Source organism: Serratia sp. FS14 (assembly GCF_000695995.1).
In the GTDB taxonomy this organism is placed as follows: Bacteria; Pseudomonadota; Gammaproteobacteria; order Enterobacterales; family Enterobacteriaceae; genus Serratia; species Serratia nematodiphila.
Genome location: NZ_CP005927.1, coordinates 1,591,171 through 1,607,872, shown reverse-complemented (window position 1 = coordinate 1,607,872; position 16,702 = coordinate 1,591,171). Strand labels below are relative to the sequence as shown.

The window sequence follows — 16,702 nt, the reverse complement described above, 5'->3', positions numbered from 1 at the left end:
GTAGCCCATGAAATCGGCTTTGGTCAACATAAAAGTAAACATAAAACCGGCTTTTGTGTTCACTTTTCCATAAGAAAAACCTAATCAATTGATTTGCACGGCTTTATCTTTCGCGCAGAGGAATCAGACCGCCTCCGCTGATATCATTGCGCTAAACGGCTGACGGAAAACAATAATTACTGCTAATAATCAGTTCGTTACCTGCTCGCCTGCGCCTTTTTATCTGGACAACGCCACTGCGTAAGATATAGTGAAGCCTGCGTAATGTTTGTAAGGACAGCCAATGAAAACCACCAACGCACAGCGCAAAATCAACATCATTAAAAATATTGAATATCTGATGCGTACCCGCGGTGAAACCAAGGCTTCCTTTTCCAATCGCAGCGGCCTGACGCGCACGACTCTCTACAAAATTCTTGACGGAAGAGTGAACAACGTTCAGCAATCCACCGTGAATCGGATCTCCGATTTCTTCGGTGTCTCCTGTGAAGAGATCGAAGATTACGATCTGGAAAAGCTGGAGCTGCTTAACGAAACGCTGTCCACCGAAGGCAACAAGAACCCTTCCGCCATTCCGGTAATCCCGCAGTCGCGCTATCTGGCCGTCTCGCAGCGCAAGATCGGGCAACTGGTCACTGAGTTCCCTTTGACTTATTTCTTCGGCGATGAGTCGAACATGTTGGCAATGAAAATAGAGACCGAAATTAAAGGGTCATTTATTCCCGGCGAAGTCATCATCATCAAACGCCCGCCGGTACTGATTTGCGATTCGCCTTTGCTGTATCACTCGGGAAAAAGCGGCTTCTTTGTGGTTGACGACAAAGACAGCGAAAGCATGGACAAACGCCCTCAGGACACCGTGCAATTCCTGGGTTACATCGTTGGAGAAAGGCTATAAATGGAACCGAATCAGAAGTTCAAGCTGTTGGGCTTCACCCGGCATGGCACCATCGCGGCCAATGTCATGGTATTGGCCACCGGCAAAACCATCACCATGGGGCTGAATGAGCTGGCCGACAGCGAAATATCAGAAGATTTAAGCCGGCATGAGCTGCAGGCGCTGTACCGTAAACTCTATGGTGACAACCAACAAAAAACCGCCTACGAGCTCAGCGATCGCCATGAACGATCCTGGTACGCCTACCTGATTATTACCGTGGCGCTCAGCGTGATTTATATTTTCTCAACGCTGTGCGGCGTCAAGCCGATCCAAATCCCGGTGCTGAATCTCATCACGCCGCCGGCGATCTTCATTTACCCGCTCACGTTCATTCTGGTGGATATCCTCAACGAATTCTATGGCTTACGGCTGGCCAGGCGCACCATCATCATCTCGTTTATCGCCAATCTGACCTTCGTCCTGGGCGTTTGGGTAACGACGCTGGTGCCGAGCATTCCGCAGTGGGAGTACAGCGAGACCTACAACGGCATCGTGCACAGCATCATGGCGGTGCTGGTGGCCTCGTCGGCGGCCTATCTGATCTCCGAAAACGTCAACTCCTACCTGCTCTGCAAAATCAAAGAGTTGACCAATTCCCGCTACCTGTTTGTGCGCGTGATCACCAGCACCGTAGTGGCTTCGGCCATCGACAGCGTGGTGTTCTGTACGCTGGCGTTCTACAACGTGCTGAGCTGGGACATCATCAAAACCATGATCCTGTCGCAGTTTCTGATCAAAGTGGTTTACGCCCTGCTGGGCGTCGGGCCGATCTACGCCACCCGCAGTCTGTTTAATCGCTACATCAATACCGAACAAGCAAAGGGCAATGAATATGCATATCCAAAAGCAAGATAAAATCACCCATCTTGGCGCGAACTCCGATTATCCGGATCAATATGCTCCCGCATTGCTTGAAGCCTTGCCGCGTGCCCGCGGACGCGATCTGATCGGCGTGGACGAGCGGCAGCTGCCGTTCAGCGGCTTTGATCTCTGGACCGCCTTCGAACTGTCCTGGCTCAACGCCAAGGGCAAGCCGGTGGTGGGCATCGGCGAATTTACCTTCCCGCATTCGTCGTCGAACCTGATCGAATCCAAATCGTTCAAGCTGTATCTCAACAGCTTCAACCAAACGCGCTTCGACAGCGTGGAACAGGTGAGCGCCGCCATGCAGAAGGATCTGTCGCAGGCGGCCAATGGCCAGGTCACCGTCAAGCTCTATCCGGGTCTGGAAGGTTATCCGGCGCAGATCGATCGCCTGCCGGGCATCAACATCGACGATCTGGATATCGCGGTCGACGACTTCGCCTTTAAACCGGAATACCTGAGCGGCGCGGCCGATCAAGGGGAGCACGTAGCGGAGACGCTGTCTTCCAATCTGTTGAAATCCAACTGCCTGGTCACCAATCAGCCGGACTGGGGCAGCGTGGTGATCCACTATGAAGGCCGCCAAATCGATCGCGAAAGCCTGCTGCGCTACCTGATCTCCTTCCGCCAGCACAACGAATTCCACGAGCAGTGCGTCGAGCGCATTTTCAACGACATCAAGCAGAGCTGCCGCCCGGAAAAACTCAGCGTGTTCGCGCGTTACACCCGCCGCGGCGGCCTGGACATCAACCCCTTCCGCAGCGATTTCGAAACGGCGCCGACGCTCGGCCGCCTGATCAGACAGTAAGCCTCATCCCCAATGCTCCCGCCAGGGAGCATTGTTTCTCTCGCTTTCATCTCCCTGTTATTTTTCGCCATTATCGTCGTCAGCGGCTATCTTCAAAGCACACTGACGGAGATTAACGACGCATGCCTGACCTTTCTCGCAGAGACATCCTGCGGGCTGCCGCCATCGGATCGGCGTTCTCGCTGTTGCCCGCCTCGATTCGCAAAGCGCTGGCCATTCCCGCCAATAACCGCACCGGCACCTTGCGCGACGTCGAACACGTGGTGATCCTGATGCAGGAGAACCGCTCTTTCGACCACTACTTCGGCACCTTGCCGGGCGTGCGCGGCTTCAGCGATCGCTTTACCATTCCACTGCCCGGCGATCGCCTGGTCTGGCAGCAACAGGGCGCCGAACGGCTGGTGCTGCCCTACCATCTGGACAGCAAACGCGGCAACGCCCAGCGCGTCACCGGCACGCCGCACTCATGGGTGGATGAGCAAGCCGCCTGGGATCACGGCCGCATGAGCGCCTGGCCTACCTACAAAACGCCGGCCTCGATGGGCTACTACCGCCAGCAGGAGCTGCCGTTCCAGTTTGCGCTGGCCAACGCCTTCACCCTGTGCGATGCCTATCACTGCTCCATCCACGCCGGCACCAACACCAACCGGCTGTTCCACTGGACCGGCACCAACGGCCCATCCGCCGCCGACGTGGCGGTGGTGGTCAACGAATGGGACAGCCCCGGCCCGGCGAACAGCGGCTACCAGTGGACAACCTATCCGGAACGGCTGGAGGCGAGCGGCGTCAGCTGGAAGGTGTATCAATTCCTGCCGGACAACTTTACCGACAACCCGCTGGCGGGTTTTCGCCAATACCGCGCCGCCAGCATTCAGGTGGGCAACCCGGCGTGGCCGCCGAAAGACTTCAACGCTTTCGTGCCTTATAGCGATGCGCTCAACGAGGCCGCACCGCTGTACAAAGGCAACGGCAACACCCTGCCGGCCGCCGACGGCAACGATCTGGACGCCATGCTGGCCGGATTCCGCGCCGACGTGCAGCAGGGCAAACTGCCGCAGGTCAGTTGGATCATCGCGCCGGCGGCCTATTCGGAACACCCCGATCCCTCCAGCCCGGTACAGGGCGGCTGGTTCACCCAAGAGATCCTCAATGCGCTGACAAACAACCCGGAGGTGTGGAGTAAAACCGTTCTGCTGGTCAACTACGACGAAAACGACGGCTTTTTTGACCATATGCCTTCGCCTTCCGCGCCGTCGCTGCGCGAAGACGGCAGCTTCGCCGGTAAATCGACGGTGCCGTTCGACACCGAGATCTTCCAGCACGTGGCGCCACCCGGTTCGCAGGATCAACCGCCGCCGGACGGCCGCATCTACGGCCCTGGCCCGCGGGTGCCGATGCTGGTGCTGTCGCCCTGGAGCCGCGGCGGCTGGGTCAATTCGCAGGTTTTCGATCACACCTCGGTGCTGCAATTTTTGGAAAAGCGCTTTCAGGTGCATGAACCCAACATTAGCGCCTGGCGCCGCGCGGTGTGCGGCGATCTCACTTCGGCGTTCAACTTTGTCGATCCTAACGGCGAAGAGCTGCCGAGCCTGCCCGCCACCAGCCGCCACGCCGCCGACGGCCTGCGCCAGCGTCAGGAACAGCTGCCGCAAGTGCCGCTGCCATCACCCGCCCACCAGCGTTTACCCCACCAACGCCGCCTGGCACGCCCTTCCCGCGCGTTGCCCTACCAGCTGCACGTCGAGGCCGGCGTCGCGGCCGAGCAACGCCGCGTGACGCTGAACCTGTTCAATACCGGCGAGCAGGGAGCGGTGTTTCACGTCTACGACCGGCGCGATCTGGCGCAGATCCCGCGCCGTTTTACCGTCGAGGCGGGCAAGGCGGTCAGCGACGACTGGCAAACGGAGAATGAGTACCATCTGTGGCTGCTTGGCCCCAACGGCTTTCATCGTGAGTTGCGCGGTGCCCTGAGCCGGCCGCAGCCGGAGGTGCGTTTGCGCCCGACGGGCCGCAACCTGCTGCTGCAGTTGAATAACCCGGCCCCCGAAGCGATAACGGTCACCCTCGAACGCTGCCCTTACACGCAGCAAGGCCCGTGGCCTATCACGCTGCCTGCGGGCGGCAGCCATCAGCAAGCGTTTGACGCCCGCGCCAGCGGCGGTTGGTACGATATTACGCTGCAAAGCGCCGGGGGCTGGCTGCGTCGCCTGGCAGGGCGGCTGGAAGATGGCGAACACAGCGTCAGCGACCCGCTGATGGGCCATGAATAACTATCGGCATCGAGGGAGTTCAAAAATCGAAAGGATATCGCTTATCATTGCGCTCTCGTTCTTCGCCGATTACCCAAGGATCTTCATGCCCGCTGTTCTTATCGCCAAAGCTGGCCGCTGGTTGGCCGCCTGCGTTTTACTGTTGGCCGGCGCCGCTCAAGCCGCGCCGATCGTCGTCACCGATGTCGCCGGCCGCCAGGTCACCCTGCCGCAACCGGCCAAACGCGTTATCCTGGCCGATGCCCGCGCGCTGCTGGCGCTGAATATTCTGCATCCGCAGGAGCCGCTGAAAAACATCATCGCCTGGGACAACTCGCTGAAGGTCAAAGCGCCGGATCTGGTTGAAGCCTACGCAAAAAAATTCCCACAGGTCATGCAGATCCCCACCTTCGACAATCCCTACACCAGTGACTTCAGCGTGGAAAGCGCGGTGGTGCGTCAACCGGATCTGATCATTTTCGACATTGGCCTGCTGAGCAAATTGAAAGACAGCGGCGTGCTGACCCAGCTGGAAAAGGTCGGCATCCCGGTGCTGATCATCGATTTTCGCCAACAGCCGCTGACCAACACCGTCGCCAGCATGGCGCTGTTGGGTAAAGTATTTGACGAGCAGCCCAATGCCGACGCCTTCATCCGTCTCTATCAGCAGCGCCTCGAGCTGGTGCGGCAGCGGGTCGCCACGCTGAAACCGGAGCAGCGCCCCAGCGTCTTCATCGAGCGCAGTGCCGGCATCAAAGGCGAACAGTGCTGCAACACCTTCGGCAAAGGCAGCTTCGGGCAGTTCATCGAGACCGCCGGCGGCAATAATATTGGCAGCACGCTGTTTTCAGACATGGGCGGTGAAGTGAACGTCGAACAGGTGATCAGCAGCAACCCGGATTTCTATCTGCTGACCGGCGCCGACTGGAGCCGCGGGCATCGCGGCACGCTGGCGGTGCCGCTGGGTTACGCCACCGATATGGCCACCAGCCAAAAGAAACTGGCGCACCTGCTGGATCGCACCGGCATTAACGTGCTGAAAGCGGTGAAAGAAAAACGCGTGATGGCGATTTACCATCAATTTTACGACACGCCGCTCAACTTTATCGCGGTTGAGGCGATCGCCAAGTTCCTGCACCCGGCGCTGTTTAAAGATATTGATCCGCAAGCGGATATCGAAATGGTGCACCAGAAATTCACCGCGCTGGATTACAGCGGCGTCTTCTGGCTTACGCCGCAATAACCCCCGCCAGGGCCCGCCAACCGGGCCCTGTTTCCCGCATTCATTATTTAGTTACCCGCTTAACTATCCCGTAACAATTCTATTTACTTGCCAATAATTATCATTAAGATTGTCGTTTCTAAAAAAATACATCCGGGTCTAAAACTCTTAAGGCATTATTATGTCAATTCTTTTTCGCCTCTCCCTGTTGGCGACCTCTATCGCCGTTGCTTTCCCCATCCTTGCTGCTGATAACTCATCTCAAAACGATGCCGATACGGTAACCGTCGTCGGCAACTGGCTGGACAACCCTGATACCAGTTCGGTACTGCTCAACCATCCGGGCGCGCGTTCCATCGTCACCCAGCAGCAAATGCACGAACAGGGCGACCAAACCATCGCCGACAGCCTGCGCGGCGTACCCGGCGTGCAAGTGCGCGACAGCAACGGCACCGGCGGCAGTGACATCTCGCTTAACGTCGGCGTGCGCGGCCTGACTTCGCGTCTTTCTCCACGCTCCACCATTCTGATGGACGGCGTCCCGCTGGCGGTCGCGCCTTACGGCCAGCCGCAGCTGTCGATGGCCCCGCTGTCTATCGGTAATCTGCAATCGGTGGACGTGGTGCGCGGCGGCGGCGCGGTGCGCTACGGGCCGCAGAACGTCGGCGGCGTGATCAACTTCGTTACCCGTGACATTCCCAAAACGTTTGGCGGCACCGCCAGCGTACAAACCCAGGGCGCCAGCCACGGCGGCCTGAAGACCCTGACCAGCGCCTCCGTGGGCGGCACCGCAGACAACGGCCTCGGCGCCGAACTGCTCTACTCCGGGCTGCACGGCCAGGGTTACCGCGACAACAACGACAACACCGACATCGACGATTTCATGCTGAAAACGCGTTATGCGTTCACCGATCGTGACGAGCTGCTGGCCAATTTCCACTACTACGACGCCAAAGCCGGCATGCCGGGCGGGCTGAGCACCACGCAATACGCGCAAAACCCGTTCCAATCCACGCGGCCGTGGGACCAGTTCGAAGGCCGCCGCAAGGATATGTCGTTCAAGTACAAACATCAGGAAGACGACAAACAGTTCGAAGTGTTGACCTACTTCACCGACAGCTACCGCGGCAGCAACATCGAATCGGAAGGCACCGGCAAAAACGCGGGCCAGCGGCGCATGGTCTCCTATCCGCGCCACTATTCAACCTGGGCGATCGAACCAAGTTACTCGCAGGTCTTCCGTTTCTGGGATATGGCGCACGAGATCACCCTCGGTTACCGCTACCTGAATGAAACCATGGATGAAAAGGCGTCGCGTTCGGCCTGGTATAACCCGGCGAATATCGGCTCGACGCCGGAGACCCCGGATTATTACCAGCACACCTCCGGCGGCACCGCGGCCAACGCGTTCTATATCGACGACACCATTAACGTCGGCAACTGGACGGTCACGCCGGGCCTGCGTTATGAAAGCATCCGCACCCACGTGGACGATTCATTCAACAATATCAGCCGCAAGAAAAGCTACAGCGAGCCGCTGCCGTCATTGAACGTGATGTACCACCTGTCCGACGCCTGGAAACTGTTCGCCAACGCCAACACTTCGTTCGGCAGCATGCAGTATTTCCAACTGACCAAAGGCGGCAACGGCAACCAGCCGGCGCCGGGGCTAACGGCGGAAAAAGCGCACACCTATGAATTCGGCACCCGCTACGACGACACCGTAGTCAAGGCCGAGGCCACGCTGTTCTACATCGACTTCGATAACCAGCTGCAGTACATCAGCAACGACGTGGGCTGGACCAACATGGGTGCCACCAAGCACAAAGGCATCGAGCTGGCACTCAGCTACGATCTCAGCGAGTTGAATCGCGCGCTCGACGGCGCCAGCGTCTACACCAGCTATACCTACACCAAGGCCAGCACCGACAAGGGCGACTTCGCCGGTAAAGATCTGCCGTTCTACTCGCGCCAGGTCTATACCGTCGGCACACGTTACGCCACCGGCAGCTGGGTATGGAATCTGGACGGTTATGCGCAGTCGAAACAGCATTCGCCGGGCACCGGGCCGGAGTACATCACGCAGGAAAGCGCCGATGGCCAGTTCGGCAATATCGCCGGTTACATGGTGTGGAATATGCGCGGGGAATATAACTTCGGGCCGCAGCTGTCGAACCTGACGCTGGGAGCCGGGGTGAAAAACCTGTTCGATCAGCGCTACTTCACCCGCTCCAACGACAACAACTTCGGCAAGTACGTCGGCGAACCGCGCACCTTCTTCGTGCAGGGGTCGATCGCCTTCTAATGCCGGGGCCCGGCAGGGCCTCGGTATCACCGACAGTAAAGGCGAAACAGGCGCGCCAGGTGCGCGCCCATCGGCGTCAGGGTGGTGTCCTTGCGTTGGATAAGATAAAACGTCGCTTTCGGCAGACGCTCTTCCAGCTCGAGCGGCACCAAATGCTTGCCCAAAATCGGATCCGAAATCACGTCCACCGAAAGAATGCTGACAAAATCGCTCTGCGCCACCAGGCTGGTACAGGCCATAAAGGTCTCGCAGGTCACGCTGATCGACGGCGCCATGCCCAAGTCCCCGAACAGATCGTGCAATAGCCGATAATAACTGCCTTTCGGTGTCGGCATGGTCCAGTCGCAGTGCTGCAGCTGTTTCAGCGAGGTCGCCCCCTCCATCGGATGCCCTTTGCGCACCACTACCCGATACTCTTTTTCCATCAGCCGTTCATACTGCAGCTCGTTGTCGAGGCTGCTGGGGTAATAGGTATTGACGGTAAAATCCAGCTCGCCCTGGCGCAGTTCTGGGATCATCGACACCAGCTGCCCCTCGACGATGCGCACCTTCACGTTGGGATACTCACGGTGAAACTGGGTGACCACCTGCGGCATCACGGTGCGCGCAATGCTGCCGCCAACGCCGATATTCACCGTGCCGCCCGCCAACCCCAGCCGCTGCTGAATGTCTTCCTGCGCCACCCGCAGCTCTTCGAGGATCAGGCTGGCATGCTGGAAAAAGTTATCGCCGCAGTCGGTCAATACCACCCCCTGGCTACGGCGAATAAACAGCTTGGCGCCCAGCACCTCTTCCAGCTCCTGAATGGCCTTGGTCAGCGCAGGCTGGGAAAGGCGAGAGGTGCGGCTGGCGGCGCGGATGCTGCCCTGGCGGCTAACGTCCACAAATGCACGCAATTGGTGCAATTTTATCGAGGCTGGCATAGGCGAAAGGCGATAACCGTTGTTTATCAATAGCAAGATATTGGCATCTTATTTAGCCAGATTCCATTGTGTACATTCGGAAAAAACATAATAAATAACCAAATTCTTATTTCGCTTAATTAAGCGCATTTTCTGCGCCAATAAGCGCCATTCACGGCAGTTAGTAACCAAATGCACCTTTTTCTTTGCAATAGCTTCACCGTCTGATTTCAGTTCAGAGCATAACTGCTGCCTGGAGCGATCCAGCGCGCGATAACTTATGAGATATCACTATGACTAATTCGCTTTCGATGTTGGTGGCTGATTTGTACCCGCAATTGCAGGCCTGGCGCCGCGACTTCCACCGCTATGCCGAATCCGGCTGGTTTGAGTTCCGCACCGCCACCCTGGTGGCGGAAGAACTCGATCGGCTGGGCTATCGCCTGCAGCTGGGCCGCGAGGTCATCAAGGCAGAGGCGCGCATGGGGCTGCCCTCGCCCGCCGAGCTGGAAGCGCAGGAACAGCGCGCCCGCAATCAGGGGGCGTTGGAAAAATGGTTGCCGCATTTTTCCGGCGGCTTCGCCGGCATCGTCGCAACGCTCGATACCGGCCGCCCCGGCCCGACTATCGCTTACCGCGTGGATATGGACGCCCTCGATCTCAACGAATTGCTGGAACCCGAACACCTGCCGTTCCGTGAAGGGTTCGCCTCTTGCAACAGCGGCATGATGCATGCATGCGGTCATGACGGCCATACCACCATCGGCCTGGGGCTGGCGCACGTGTTCAAAAGCCTGGAATCCCAGCTTCGCGGCACCGTCAAACTGATCTTCCAGCCGGCGGAAGAAGGCACACGCGGCGCAAAATCGATGGTGGAGGCCGGCGTGGTGGACGACGTCGATTTCTTCACCGCGGTGCATATCGGCACCGGCGTGCCGGCCGGCGAGCTGGTGTGCGGCAGCGACAGCTTTATGGCCACCAGCAAGCTGGACGTTACTTTCCGCGGCGTCGCCTCCCACGCCGGCGCCAAGCCGGAAGACGGCCGCAACGCGCTGCTGGCGGCGGCGCAGGCTGCGCTGGGGCTTTACGCCATCCCGCGCCACAGCGAAGGCAGCTCGCGCATCAATGTCGGCGTGCTGCAGGCCGGCACCGGCCGCAACGTGATCGCCGATCGGGCGTTTATGAAGGTGGAGACGCGCGGCGCCACCAATGAGATCAACGCGTTTGTTTATCAACAGGCGCTGAACGCCATCGAAGGCGCCGCCAAAATGCACGGCGTCGCCTGCGATATCGCGCTGATGGGCGCGGCGCAGAGCAGCAAACCGACCCAACCGTGGGTGGATTACATCCGCCGCCAGGCGCAGCAGATAACCGAGCTGGCCTCAGTGGTCGATCGCCGCGAACAGGCCGCCGGCTCAGAAGACGCCACCTACATGATGGAACGGGTGAAATCCCGCGGCGGCCAGGCCTCATACGTCATTTTCGGCACCGAGCTGAGCGCCGGGCACCATAACGAGAAATTCGACTTCAACGAGCAGGTGATGGCGGTGGCGGTGAAAACGCTGGCGTCGCTGGCGCTGAACCTGCCGACATTCGGGAGCGGAGCATGAGCAACTCAGAACTGCAGGCCTTTATCGACGACTACATTGACCAACGCCGGCCCCGCTTCAGCGCGCTGAGCGACGCGATTTGGGACCACCCGGAAACGCGCTTTAACGAGACCTATTCCGCCACGTTGCTGGCCGATGCGCTGGAACAGGAAGGCTTCTCGGTTGAACGCGGCGTGGGCGACATCGAGACGGCGTTCATCGCCAGCTACGGCAGCGGCCACCCGGTTATCGCGCTGCTGGGCGAGTACGACGCGCTGGCCGGGCTGAGCCAGCAGGCCGGTTGCGCCACGCCGCAGCCGCTGGTGGAAAACGGCAACGGTCATGGCTGCGGCCACAACCTGCTGGGCACCGCCGCGCTGGCGGGCGCCTTCGCCGCCAAGGCGTGGATGCAGCAGAACCGGCTGAGCGGCACCCTGCGCTTCTACGGCTGCCCCGGCGAAGAAGGCGGCTCCGGCAAGACCTTTATGGTGCGCGAAGGCCTGTTCGATGACGTCGACGCCGCACTCACCTGGCACCCGGAAGGCTTCAGCGGCATGTTCAATACCAGCACGCTGGCCAACATCCAGGCGGCGTTTCACTTCAAGGGCGTCGCCGCCCATGCCGCCAACTCGCCGCACCTGGGGCGAAGCGCGCTGGACGCGGTGACGCTGATGAATACCGGCGCCAACTTCCTGCGCGAACATATCGTGCAGGAAGCGCGGCTGCACTACGCAGTTACCAACACCGGCGGCAGCTCCCCCAACGTGGTGCAGGCCGATGCCGAAGTGTTGTACCTGATCCGCGCGCCGCAGCTCGATCAGGCGCAGGACATTTACCAACGGGTGATCAACATCGCCAAGGGCGCAGCGCTGATGACTGACACCCAGGTGGAAGTGCGCTTCGACAAGGCCTGCTCCAACTATGTGCCGAACCGCAGCCTGGAACGCGCGATGTATCAAAACCTGTGTGATTTCGGTCTGCCCGAGTACAGCGACGCCGAGCGCCGCTTCGCCGAGGAAATCCGCCAGACCCTGAGCCGCGACGACCTGCGCAACGCCAAACTCAACATTGCCCGCACCGGCGGCTCAGCCGGACGCGAGTGGGTGCAGCAGTTGGGAGATAAGGTGCTGATGGATGAGGTCGCGCCTTATGTGGAATCCGACGATCTGCTGTACGGCTCTACCGACGTTGGCGACGTGAGCTGGGTGGCGCCGACCGCCCAATGCTTTAGCCCCTGTTTCGCACTCGGCACTCCGCTGCACACCTGGCAACTGGTGGCGCAGGGCCGCACCGCTATCGCCCATAAGGGCATGTGCCTGGCCGGCAAGGTGATGGCGGCGACCGCCATCGATCTGCTGAGCGACAGCGCCCTGCTGGCGCGCTGCCGCAGCGAGTTCGAGCGCCAGCGCGCCGAACAGCCGTACCGCTGCCCAATCCCGCAGGGGGTGCAACCATCGCCATTGAAATAGCATGAACAGACAGGGCCCGGACAACCGGGCCACTAAGTATAATTATAAATAAATCAAATAATAACAATCACACAACAGAGCAAACACAGAGGGTAAAATCATGAGTGAGGCCACAACGCCAATCAATAAAAGCCCCGGACGCGTTTTTTACTGGGTGGAACGCATCGGCAATAAGATCCCCAATCCGTTTTTACTGTTCGTCTATTTGATCCTGGTGCTTATGCTGGCCACCGCGCTGTTTTCCTGGCTCGACGTGGCGGTGAAAAATCCGGCCACCGGCGAGCTCATCAAGGTGAATAACCTGATGAGCGTGGCGGGCATGCAGTGGATATTTCCCAATATCATCCATAATTTCAGCAGCTTTGCGCCGCTGGGGGCTATTTTGGCGCTGGTGATAGGTGCCGGCCTGGCGGAAAAGGTCGGCCTGCTGCAGGCGCTGATGTACAAAATGGCCTCGCGCGTCAGCGCCCGCTACGCCAGCTATATGGTGCTGTTTATCGCCTTCTTCAGCCATATATCATCGGACGCTGCGCTGGTGGTGATGCCGCCGCTCGGCGCGCTGATGTTTGTCGCGGTGGGTCGCCACCCGATAGCCGGACTGCTGGCGGCGATCGCCGGCGTCGCCTCCGGCTTTACCGCCAACCTGTTGATCGTCACCACCGACGTATTGCTTTCCGGCATCAGCACCGAAGCCACCAAAGCGGTGGATGGCGCGGTTCACGTCAGCGTGATCGACAACTGGTACTTTATGGCCACCTCCGTGATCGTGCTGACCATCTCCGGCGCGCTGCTCACCGACAAGTTTATCGAGCCCCGTCTGCCGAAGTGGCAAGGCGGCGCCGAAGACAAAATCGCAGCACTGACCCCGCTGCAGAACCGGGGGCTGATGATGAGCGGCATCGCCGCGCTGGTGTTTATCGCCATCATCGCCGCTCTGGTGGTGCCGGAGGCCGCGCCGCTGCGTGACCCGAACACCGGTTCGGTGATCCCTTCCCCGTTCATCAAGGGTATTGTGCCGATCATCATCCTGTTCTTCTTCACCGTCGCCATTACCTATGGCGTGGTCACCAAACAGATCCGGCGGCCGGACGATATTCCCCACCACTTGCTCGATCCGATGAAAAGCATGGCGGGTTTTATCGTGATGGTGTTTCCGCTGTCGCAGTTCGTGGCGTTCTTTAACTGGAGCAACATGGGCAAGTTTATGGCCGTCGGCCTGACCGACATGCTGGAAGCCGCCGGCATGAGCGGCGCACCGGCGTTTCTCGGCCTGATGTTCCTCTCCGCCTTCCTGTGCATGTTCATCGCCAGCGGCTCGGCGATCTGGTCAATTTTGGCGCCGATCTTCGTGCCGATGTTTATGCTGCTCGGTTTCCACCCGGCGTTCGCCCAGATGATCTTCCGCATCGCCGACTCTGCGGTGCTGCCGCTGGCGCCGATGTCGCCGTTCCTGCCGCTGTTCCTCGGCTTCCTGCAGCGCTACCGCAAAGACGCGCAGCTCGGCACCTATTACGTGCTGATCCTGCCCTATCCTTTGGTGTTCTTCAGCGTGTGGATTTTGCTGCTGCTGGTCTGGTATGCGTTAGGCTTGCCAATCGGTCCCGGCGTCTATCCGAAGCTGGGCTAAACGCACCGCTATCTCTCCCCGCGCCGGTTCGCGGGGCAGATCCCCTTCTCCCCAAGCCCAGCAGAAAGATTGATCTTCCTCACTGACCAAGCGGCTCTGAGGATTATTTCATTGCCTTGCTAAACCGGTTCTTCTATTTTAGCTCACCATCTGACAACGACAAAAACAGGGATTAAGCATGATGAATCGCGTATGGGTACTGGGCGACGCCGTGATCGACCTGGTGCCGGAAAATGCCAACGGTTATCTCAAATGCCCCGGCGGCGCGCCGGCGAACGTGGCGGTGGGTATCGCCCGCCTGGGCGGCGACAGCGCCTTTATCGGCCGGGTGGGGCAAGACAGCTTCGGCGCCTTTCTGCAGCAGGTGCTGAGCGATGAAGGGGTGGATATCGGCCATATGCGGCCGGATCCCGAACACCACACCTCCACGGTGGTGGTGGATCTCGATCTTCAGGGTGAGCGCTCATTCACGTTTATGGTGCAGCCCAGCGCCGATCTGTTTTTGCAGACCGACGATCTGCCGGCTTTCCAGCGGGGCGAGTGGCTGCACCTCTGCTCCATCGCGCTGTCGCAGGAGCCCAGCCGCAGCGCGGCCTTTACGGCGATGGAACGCATGCGGGCAGTCGGCGGCCGGGTCAGTTTCGATCCCAACATCCGCGAAGAGGTCTGGCGCCAACCGGAAGCGCTGCGCCCCTGCCTGCAAAAGGCGCTGCTGCTGGCGGACGTGGTGAAACTGTCGCGCGAAGAGCTGGCTTTCATCAGCCATCTTGACGATCTGGAGAACGCCATGCGCTGGATGATGCAAACCTATCCGCTGCGCCTGCTGCTGGTGACGCTGGGCGGCGACGGCGTCTGCGTACACGACGGGCATCGTCTGCGCCATTTCCGCGCGCCGCCTGTCGTGCCGGTCGATACCACCGGCGCCGGCGACGCCTTCGTCGCCGGACTGTTAGCGGCGCTGGCGCGCCTTCACGCATTGCCGCAGGAAGCGCAATGGCCGGCGGTTATCGCTCAGGCTCAGGCCTGCGGCGCGCTGGCCACCACCGCCAAGGGCGCCATGACCGCCCTGCCCCGCGCCGACGAGTTGGCTGCTTTCCTGCGTTGATTCTCTGCATCCACGGCGCCCCCTTAGCGCCGTGGTCTTTTAACCCGCGATTTGCGTACTCGATCACAATAGCTGAATCGGGTTAGCAAACTTGATTGCCAGTCCGCTTCTCGATCGCTATCTTTCGCCATGAAAAACCGGTTTAGCAATTTAGCAAAAAATAATAACAACCCTTCCCGGATGATAGACGATGATGAAAAAACTCAGCTATTTGGCGATAACAACAGGGCTTTTCCTCTCCACGTCTGCCGCTGCGGCCTCGGGCGGCGACAGTATCGAGGCGCGTCTCAACGCGCTGGAACAACGTCTGGCGCAGGCGGAACGGCGCGCCGCTCAGGCTGAAACCCGCGCCACGGCGGCGGAACGCCGGGCGCAACAGCTGGAACAGCGCACCGCCAGCACCGAAAGGCAAACCGCGCAGGTCGCGCAGCGCGCCGCCACGCTGGAAACGCAATCCTCTCCGACCAGCGCGCTGAAACTGAACGGTTTCAACGATCTGAAACTGTATGGCGACGTGGAGTTCAACCTGGACGGCGCCAGCCGCAGCGGCCAGCTGACGTCGTTGAAAGGCAGCGACCACAAGGACTGGAAACCCGGCAACAAAGAGCGCTGGGACATCAACGGCCGCATTCTGGTCGGGCTGGACGGCTACCGCCGCAATCCGGACGGTAACTTCTCCGGCTTCAGCGTCCAGCCGCTGGCGGACATGAGCGGCAAAATGAACCTGGACGACGCCGCTTTCTTCTTCGGCAATGAAAAGAACTGGCAAACCAAAATCGGCCGCTTCGAAGCCTACGACATGTTCCCGCTGAATCAGGACACCTTCATTCAATACTCCGGCAATACCGCCAACGACCTGTACGCCGACGGCTTCGGCTATATCTACATGATGAAAGAAGGCCGCGGCCGTAGCAGCAGCGGCGGCAACCTGATGCTGAGCAAATACGCCGGGGATGTCTATTTCGAACTGAACACGCTGGTGGAAGACGGCACCTCGCTGTTCCAGGACAACAGCTACCACGGCAATGCGCTGGAAAATAAGAAAAACGTCGCCTATTTGCGCCCGGTGATCGCCTGGAAGAAAGACGCCTTCAGCATCGCGGCGGCGATGGAAAGCAACGTGGTGAATAACGCCTACGGCTATCAGGACAGCCAGGGCCGCTTCGTCGATCAATCCAAGCGCAACGGCTACGGCATGACCATGAGCTGGAACACCAACGCGGCCGATCCGGATAACGGCGTGGTGGCCAACCTGAGCGCCGCCTACCTGGATGCCGCCGGCGAGCAAGACTTGACCGCCGGCGTCAACGTGCTGTGGCGACGCTTCGAACTGGGTTATATCTATGCGCACAACAATATCAAAGAGTTCAATACCGCCGGGATCGCCGCCGATATCCACAACCCGCTCAGCGAACCGGGCAACTACGACATCCACACCGTTCATGCGTCGTATCAGATACCTAACATTATGAATATGAAGAATTTCAACCTGTATTTAGGCGCCTATGTCTCGCTGCTGGAAGCCAACGCCGACAGCAAGATAGCCAACGGCGACAACGACCAGCGTTACGGCATGCGCGCCAGATTCAAGTATTTCTTCTGACATCGATTCACGTCGCTGC

At 59.5% G+C, this 16,702-nt stretch carries 12 protein-coding genes; 11 read left to right on the top strand and 1 reads right to left on the bottom strand.

Annotated elements, in window-relative coordinates:
• Positions 1 to 283 precede the first annotated feature (283 nt).
• From L085_RS07360 to L085_RS07335, 6 genes are all read left to right on the top strand, one after another.
• Complete coding sequence (locus tag L085_RS07360) at positions 284 to 898, top strand: helix-turn-helix transcriptional regulator (protein ID WP_004937341.1); 615 nt, start codon at positions 284 to 286, stop codon at positions 896 to 898.
• Positions 899 to 1,795, top strand: a complete 897-nt coding sequence (locus L085_RS07355) for a queuosine precursor transporter (RefSeq protein WP_004937338.1) — start codon at positions 899 to 901, stop codon at positions 1,793 to 1,795.
• Positions 1,773 to 2,612: an NADPH-dependent 7-cyano-7-deazaguanine reductase QueF gene (gene queF / locus L085_RS07350; RefSeq protein ID WP_044031945.1), complete on the top strand. Its 840-nt coding sequence runs from the start codon at positions 1,773 to 1,775 to the stop codon at positions 2,610 to 2,612. The genes L085_RS07355 and queF overlap by 23 nt, the downstream gene beginning before the upstream one ends.
• 122 nt (positions 2,613 to 2,734) lie before the next feature.
• Positions 2,735 to 4,882, top strand: coding sequence for a phospholipase C, phosphocholine-specific (locus L085_RS07345; protein ID WP_044030445.1), 2,148 nt, complete (start codon positions 2,735 to 2,737; stop codon positions 4,880 to 4,882).
• Positions 4,883 to 4,967: 85 nt separating this feature from the next.
• The gene (locus tag L085_RS07340; protein ID WP_044030444.1) at positions 4,968 to 6,104 is read left to right on the top strand and encodes an ABC transporter substrate-binding protein; all 1,137 of its coding nucleotides are present in this window, start codon (positions 4,968 to 4,970) and stop codon (positions 6,102 to 6,104) included.
• 160 nt (positions 6,105 to 6,264) lie between these two features.
• Positions 6,265 to 8,388, top strand: a complete 2,124-nt coding sequence (locus tag L085_RS07335) for a TonB-dependent siderophore receptor (RefSeq protein WP_044030443.1) — start codon at positions 6,265 to 6,267, stop codon at positions 8,386 to 8,388.
• 26 nt (positions 8,389 to 8,414) lie between these two features.
• Here L085_RS07335 and L085_RS07330 read toward each other — a convergent pair whose 3' ends face one another.
• Complete coding sequence (locus L085_RS07330) at positions 8,415 to 9,311, bottom strand: LysR family transcriptional regulator (RefSeq protein WP_015379061.1); 897 nt, start codon at positions 9,309 to 9,311, stop codon at positions 8,415 to 8,417.
• A 272-nt stretch (positions 9,312 to 9,583) separates the two neighbouring features.
• Here L085_RS07330 and L085_RS07325 point away from each other — a divergent pair, with 272 nt between their 5' ends.
• From L085_RS07325 to L085_RS07305, 5 genes are all read left to right on the top strand, one after another.
• On the top strand, positions 9,584 to 10,900 hold the full coding sequence (locus tag L085_RS07325; RefSeq protein WP_044030442.1) for a M20 family metallo-hydrolase: 1,317 nt from the start codon (positions 9,584 to 9,586) through the stop codon (positions 10,898 to 10,900).
• Positions 10,897 to 12,348 carry a M20 family metallopeptidase gene (locus L085_RS07320; protein WP_044030441.1) on the top strand — a complete coding sequence of 484 codons (1,452 nt, stop codon included), beginning with the start codon at positions 10,897 to 10,899 and terminating at the stop codon, positions 12,346 to 12,348. The genes L085_RS07325 and L085_RS07320 overlap by 4 nt, the downstream gene beginning before the upstream one ends.
• Positions 12,349 to 12,448: 100 nt before the next feature.
• Positions 12,449 to 13,975 (top strand): p-aminobenzoyl-glutamate transporter, encoded by a 1,527-nt coding sequence (gene abgT / locus L085_RS07315; protein ID WP_044030440.1) that lies wholly within the window; start codon positions 12,449 to 12,451, stop codon positions 13,973 to 13,975.
• Positions 13,976 to 14,153: 178 nt separating this feature from the next.
• A complete protein-coding gene (locus L085_RS07310; RefSeq protein ID WP_044030439.1) occupies positions 14,154 to 15,080 on the top strand; it encodes an aminoimidazole riboside kinase in 927 nt (308 codons plus the stop codon).
• 193 nt (positions 15,081 to 15,273) lie between these two features.
• Positions 15,274 to 16,683 (top strand): carbohydrate porin, encoded by a 1,410-nt coding sequence (locus L085_RS07305; RefSeq protein WP_044031944.1) that lies wholly within the window; start codon positions 15,274 to 15,276, stop codon positions 16,681 to 16,683.
• The last annotated feature ends 19 nt before the right edge of the window (positions 16,684 to 16,702 follow it).

Bases quoted from the DNA above. Each gene is read 5' to 3' on its own strand.
- L085_RS07325 (WP_044030442.1), top strand. From the start codon at position 9,584: ATGACTAATTCGCTTTCGATGTTGGTGGCTGATTTGTACCCGCAATTG.
- L085_RS07360 (WP_004937341.1), top strand. From the start codon at position 284: ATGAAAACCACCAACGCACAGCGCAAAATCAACATCATTAAAAATATT.
- queF (WP_044031945.1), top strand. From the start codon at position 1,773: ATGCATATCCAAAAGCAAGATAAAATCACCCATCTTGGCGCGAACTCC.
- abgT (WP_044030440.1), top strand. From the start codon at position 12,449: ATGAGTGAGGCCACAACGCCAATCAATAAAAGCCCCGGACGCGTTTTT.
- L085_RS07310 (WP_044030439.1), top strand. From the start codon at position 14,154: ATGATGAATCGCGTATGGGTACTGGGCGACGCCGTGATCGACCTGGTG.
- L085_RS07340 (WP_044030444.1), top strand. From the start codon at position 4,968: ATGCCCGCTGTTCTTATCGCCAAAGCTGGCCGCTGGTTGGCCGCCTGC.
- L085_RS07330 (WP_015379061.1), bottom strand. From the start codon at position 9,311: ATGCCAGCCTCGATAAAATTGCACCAATTGCGTGCATTTGTGGACGTT.
- L085_RS07345 (WP_044030445.1), top strand. From the start codon at position 2,735: ATGCCTGACCTTTCTCGCAGAGACATCCTGCGGGCTGCCGCCATCGGA.
- L085_RS07305 (WP_044031944.1), top strand. From the start codon at position 15,274: ATGAAAAAACTCAGCTATTTGGCGATAACAACAGGGCTTTTCCTCTCC.
- L085_RS07320 (WP_044030441.1), top strand. From the start codon at position 10,897: ATGAGCAACTCAGAACTGCAGGCCTTTATCGACGACTACATTGACCAA.
- L085_RS07335 (WP_044030443.1), top strand. From the start codon at position 6,265: ATGTCAATTCTTTTTCGCCTCTCCCTGTTGGCGACCTCTATCGCCGTT.
- L085_RS07355 (WP_004937338.1), top strand. From the start codon at position 899: ATGGAACCGAATCAGAAGTTCAAGCTGTTGGGCTTCACCCGGCATGGC.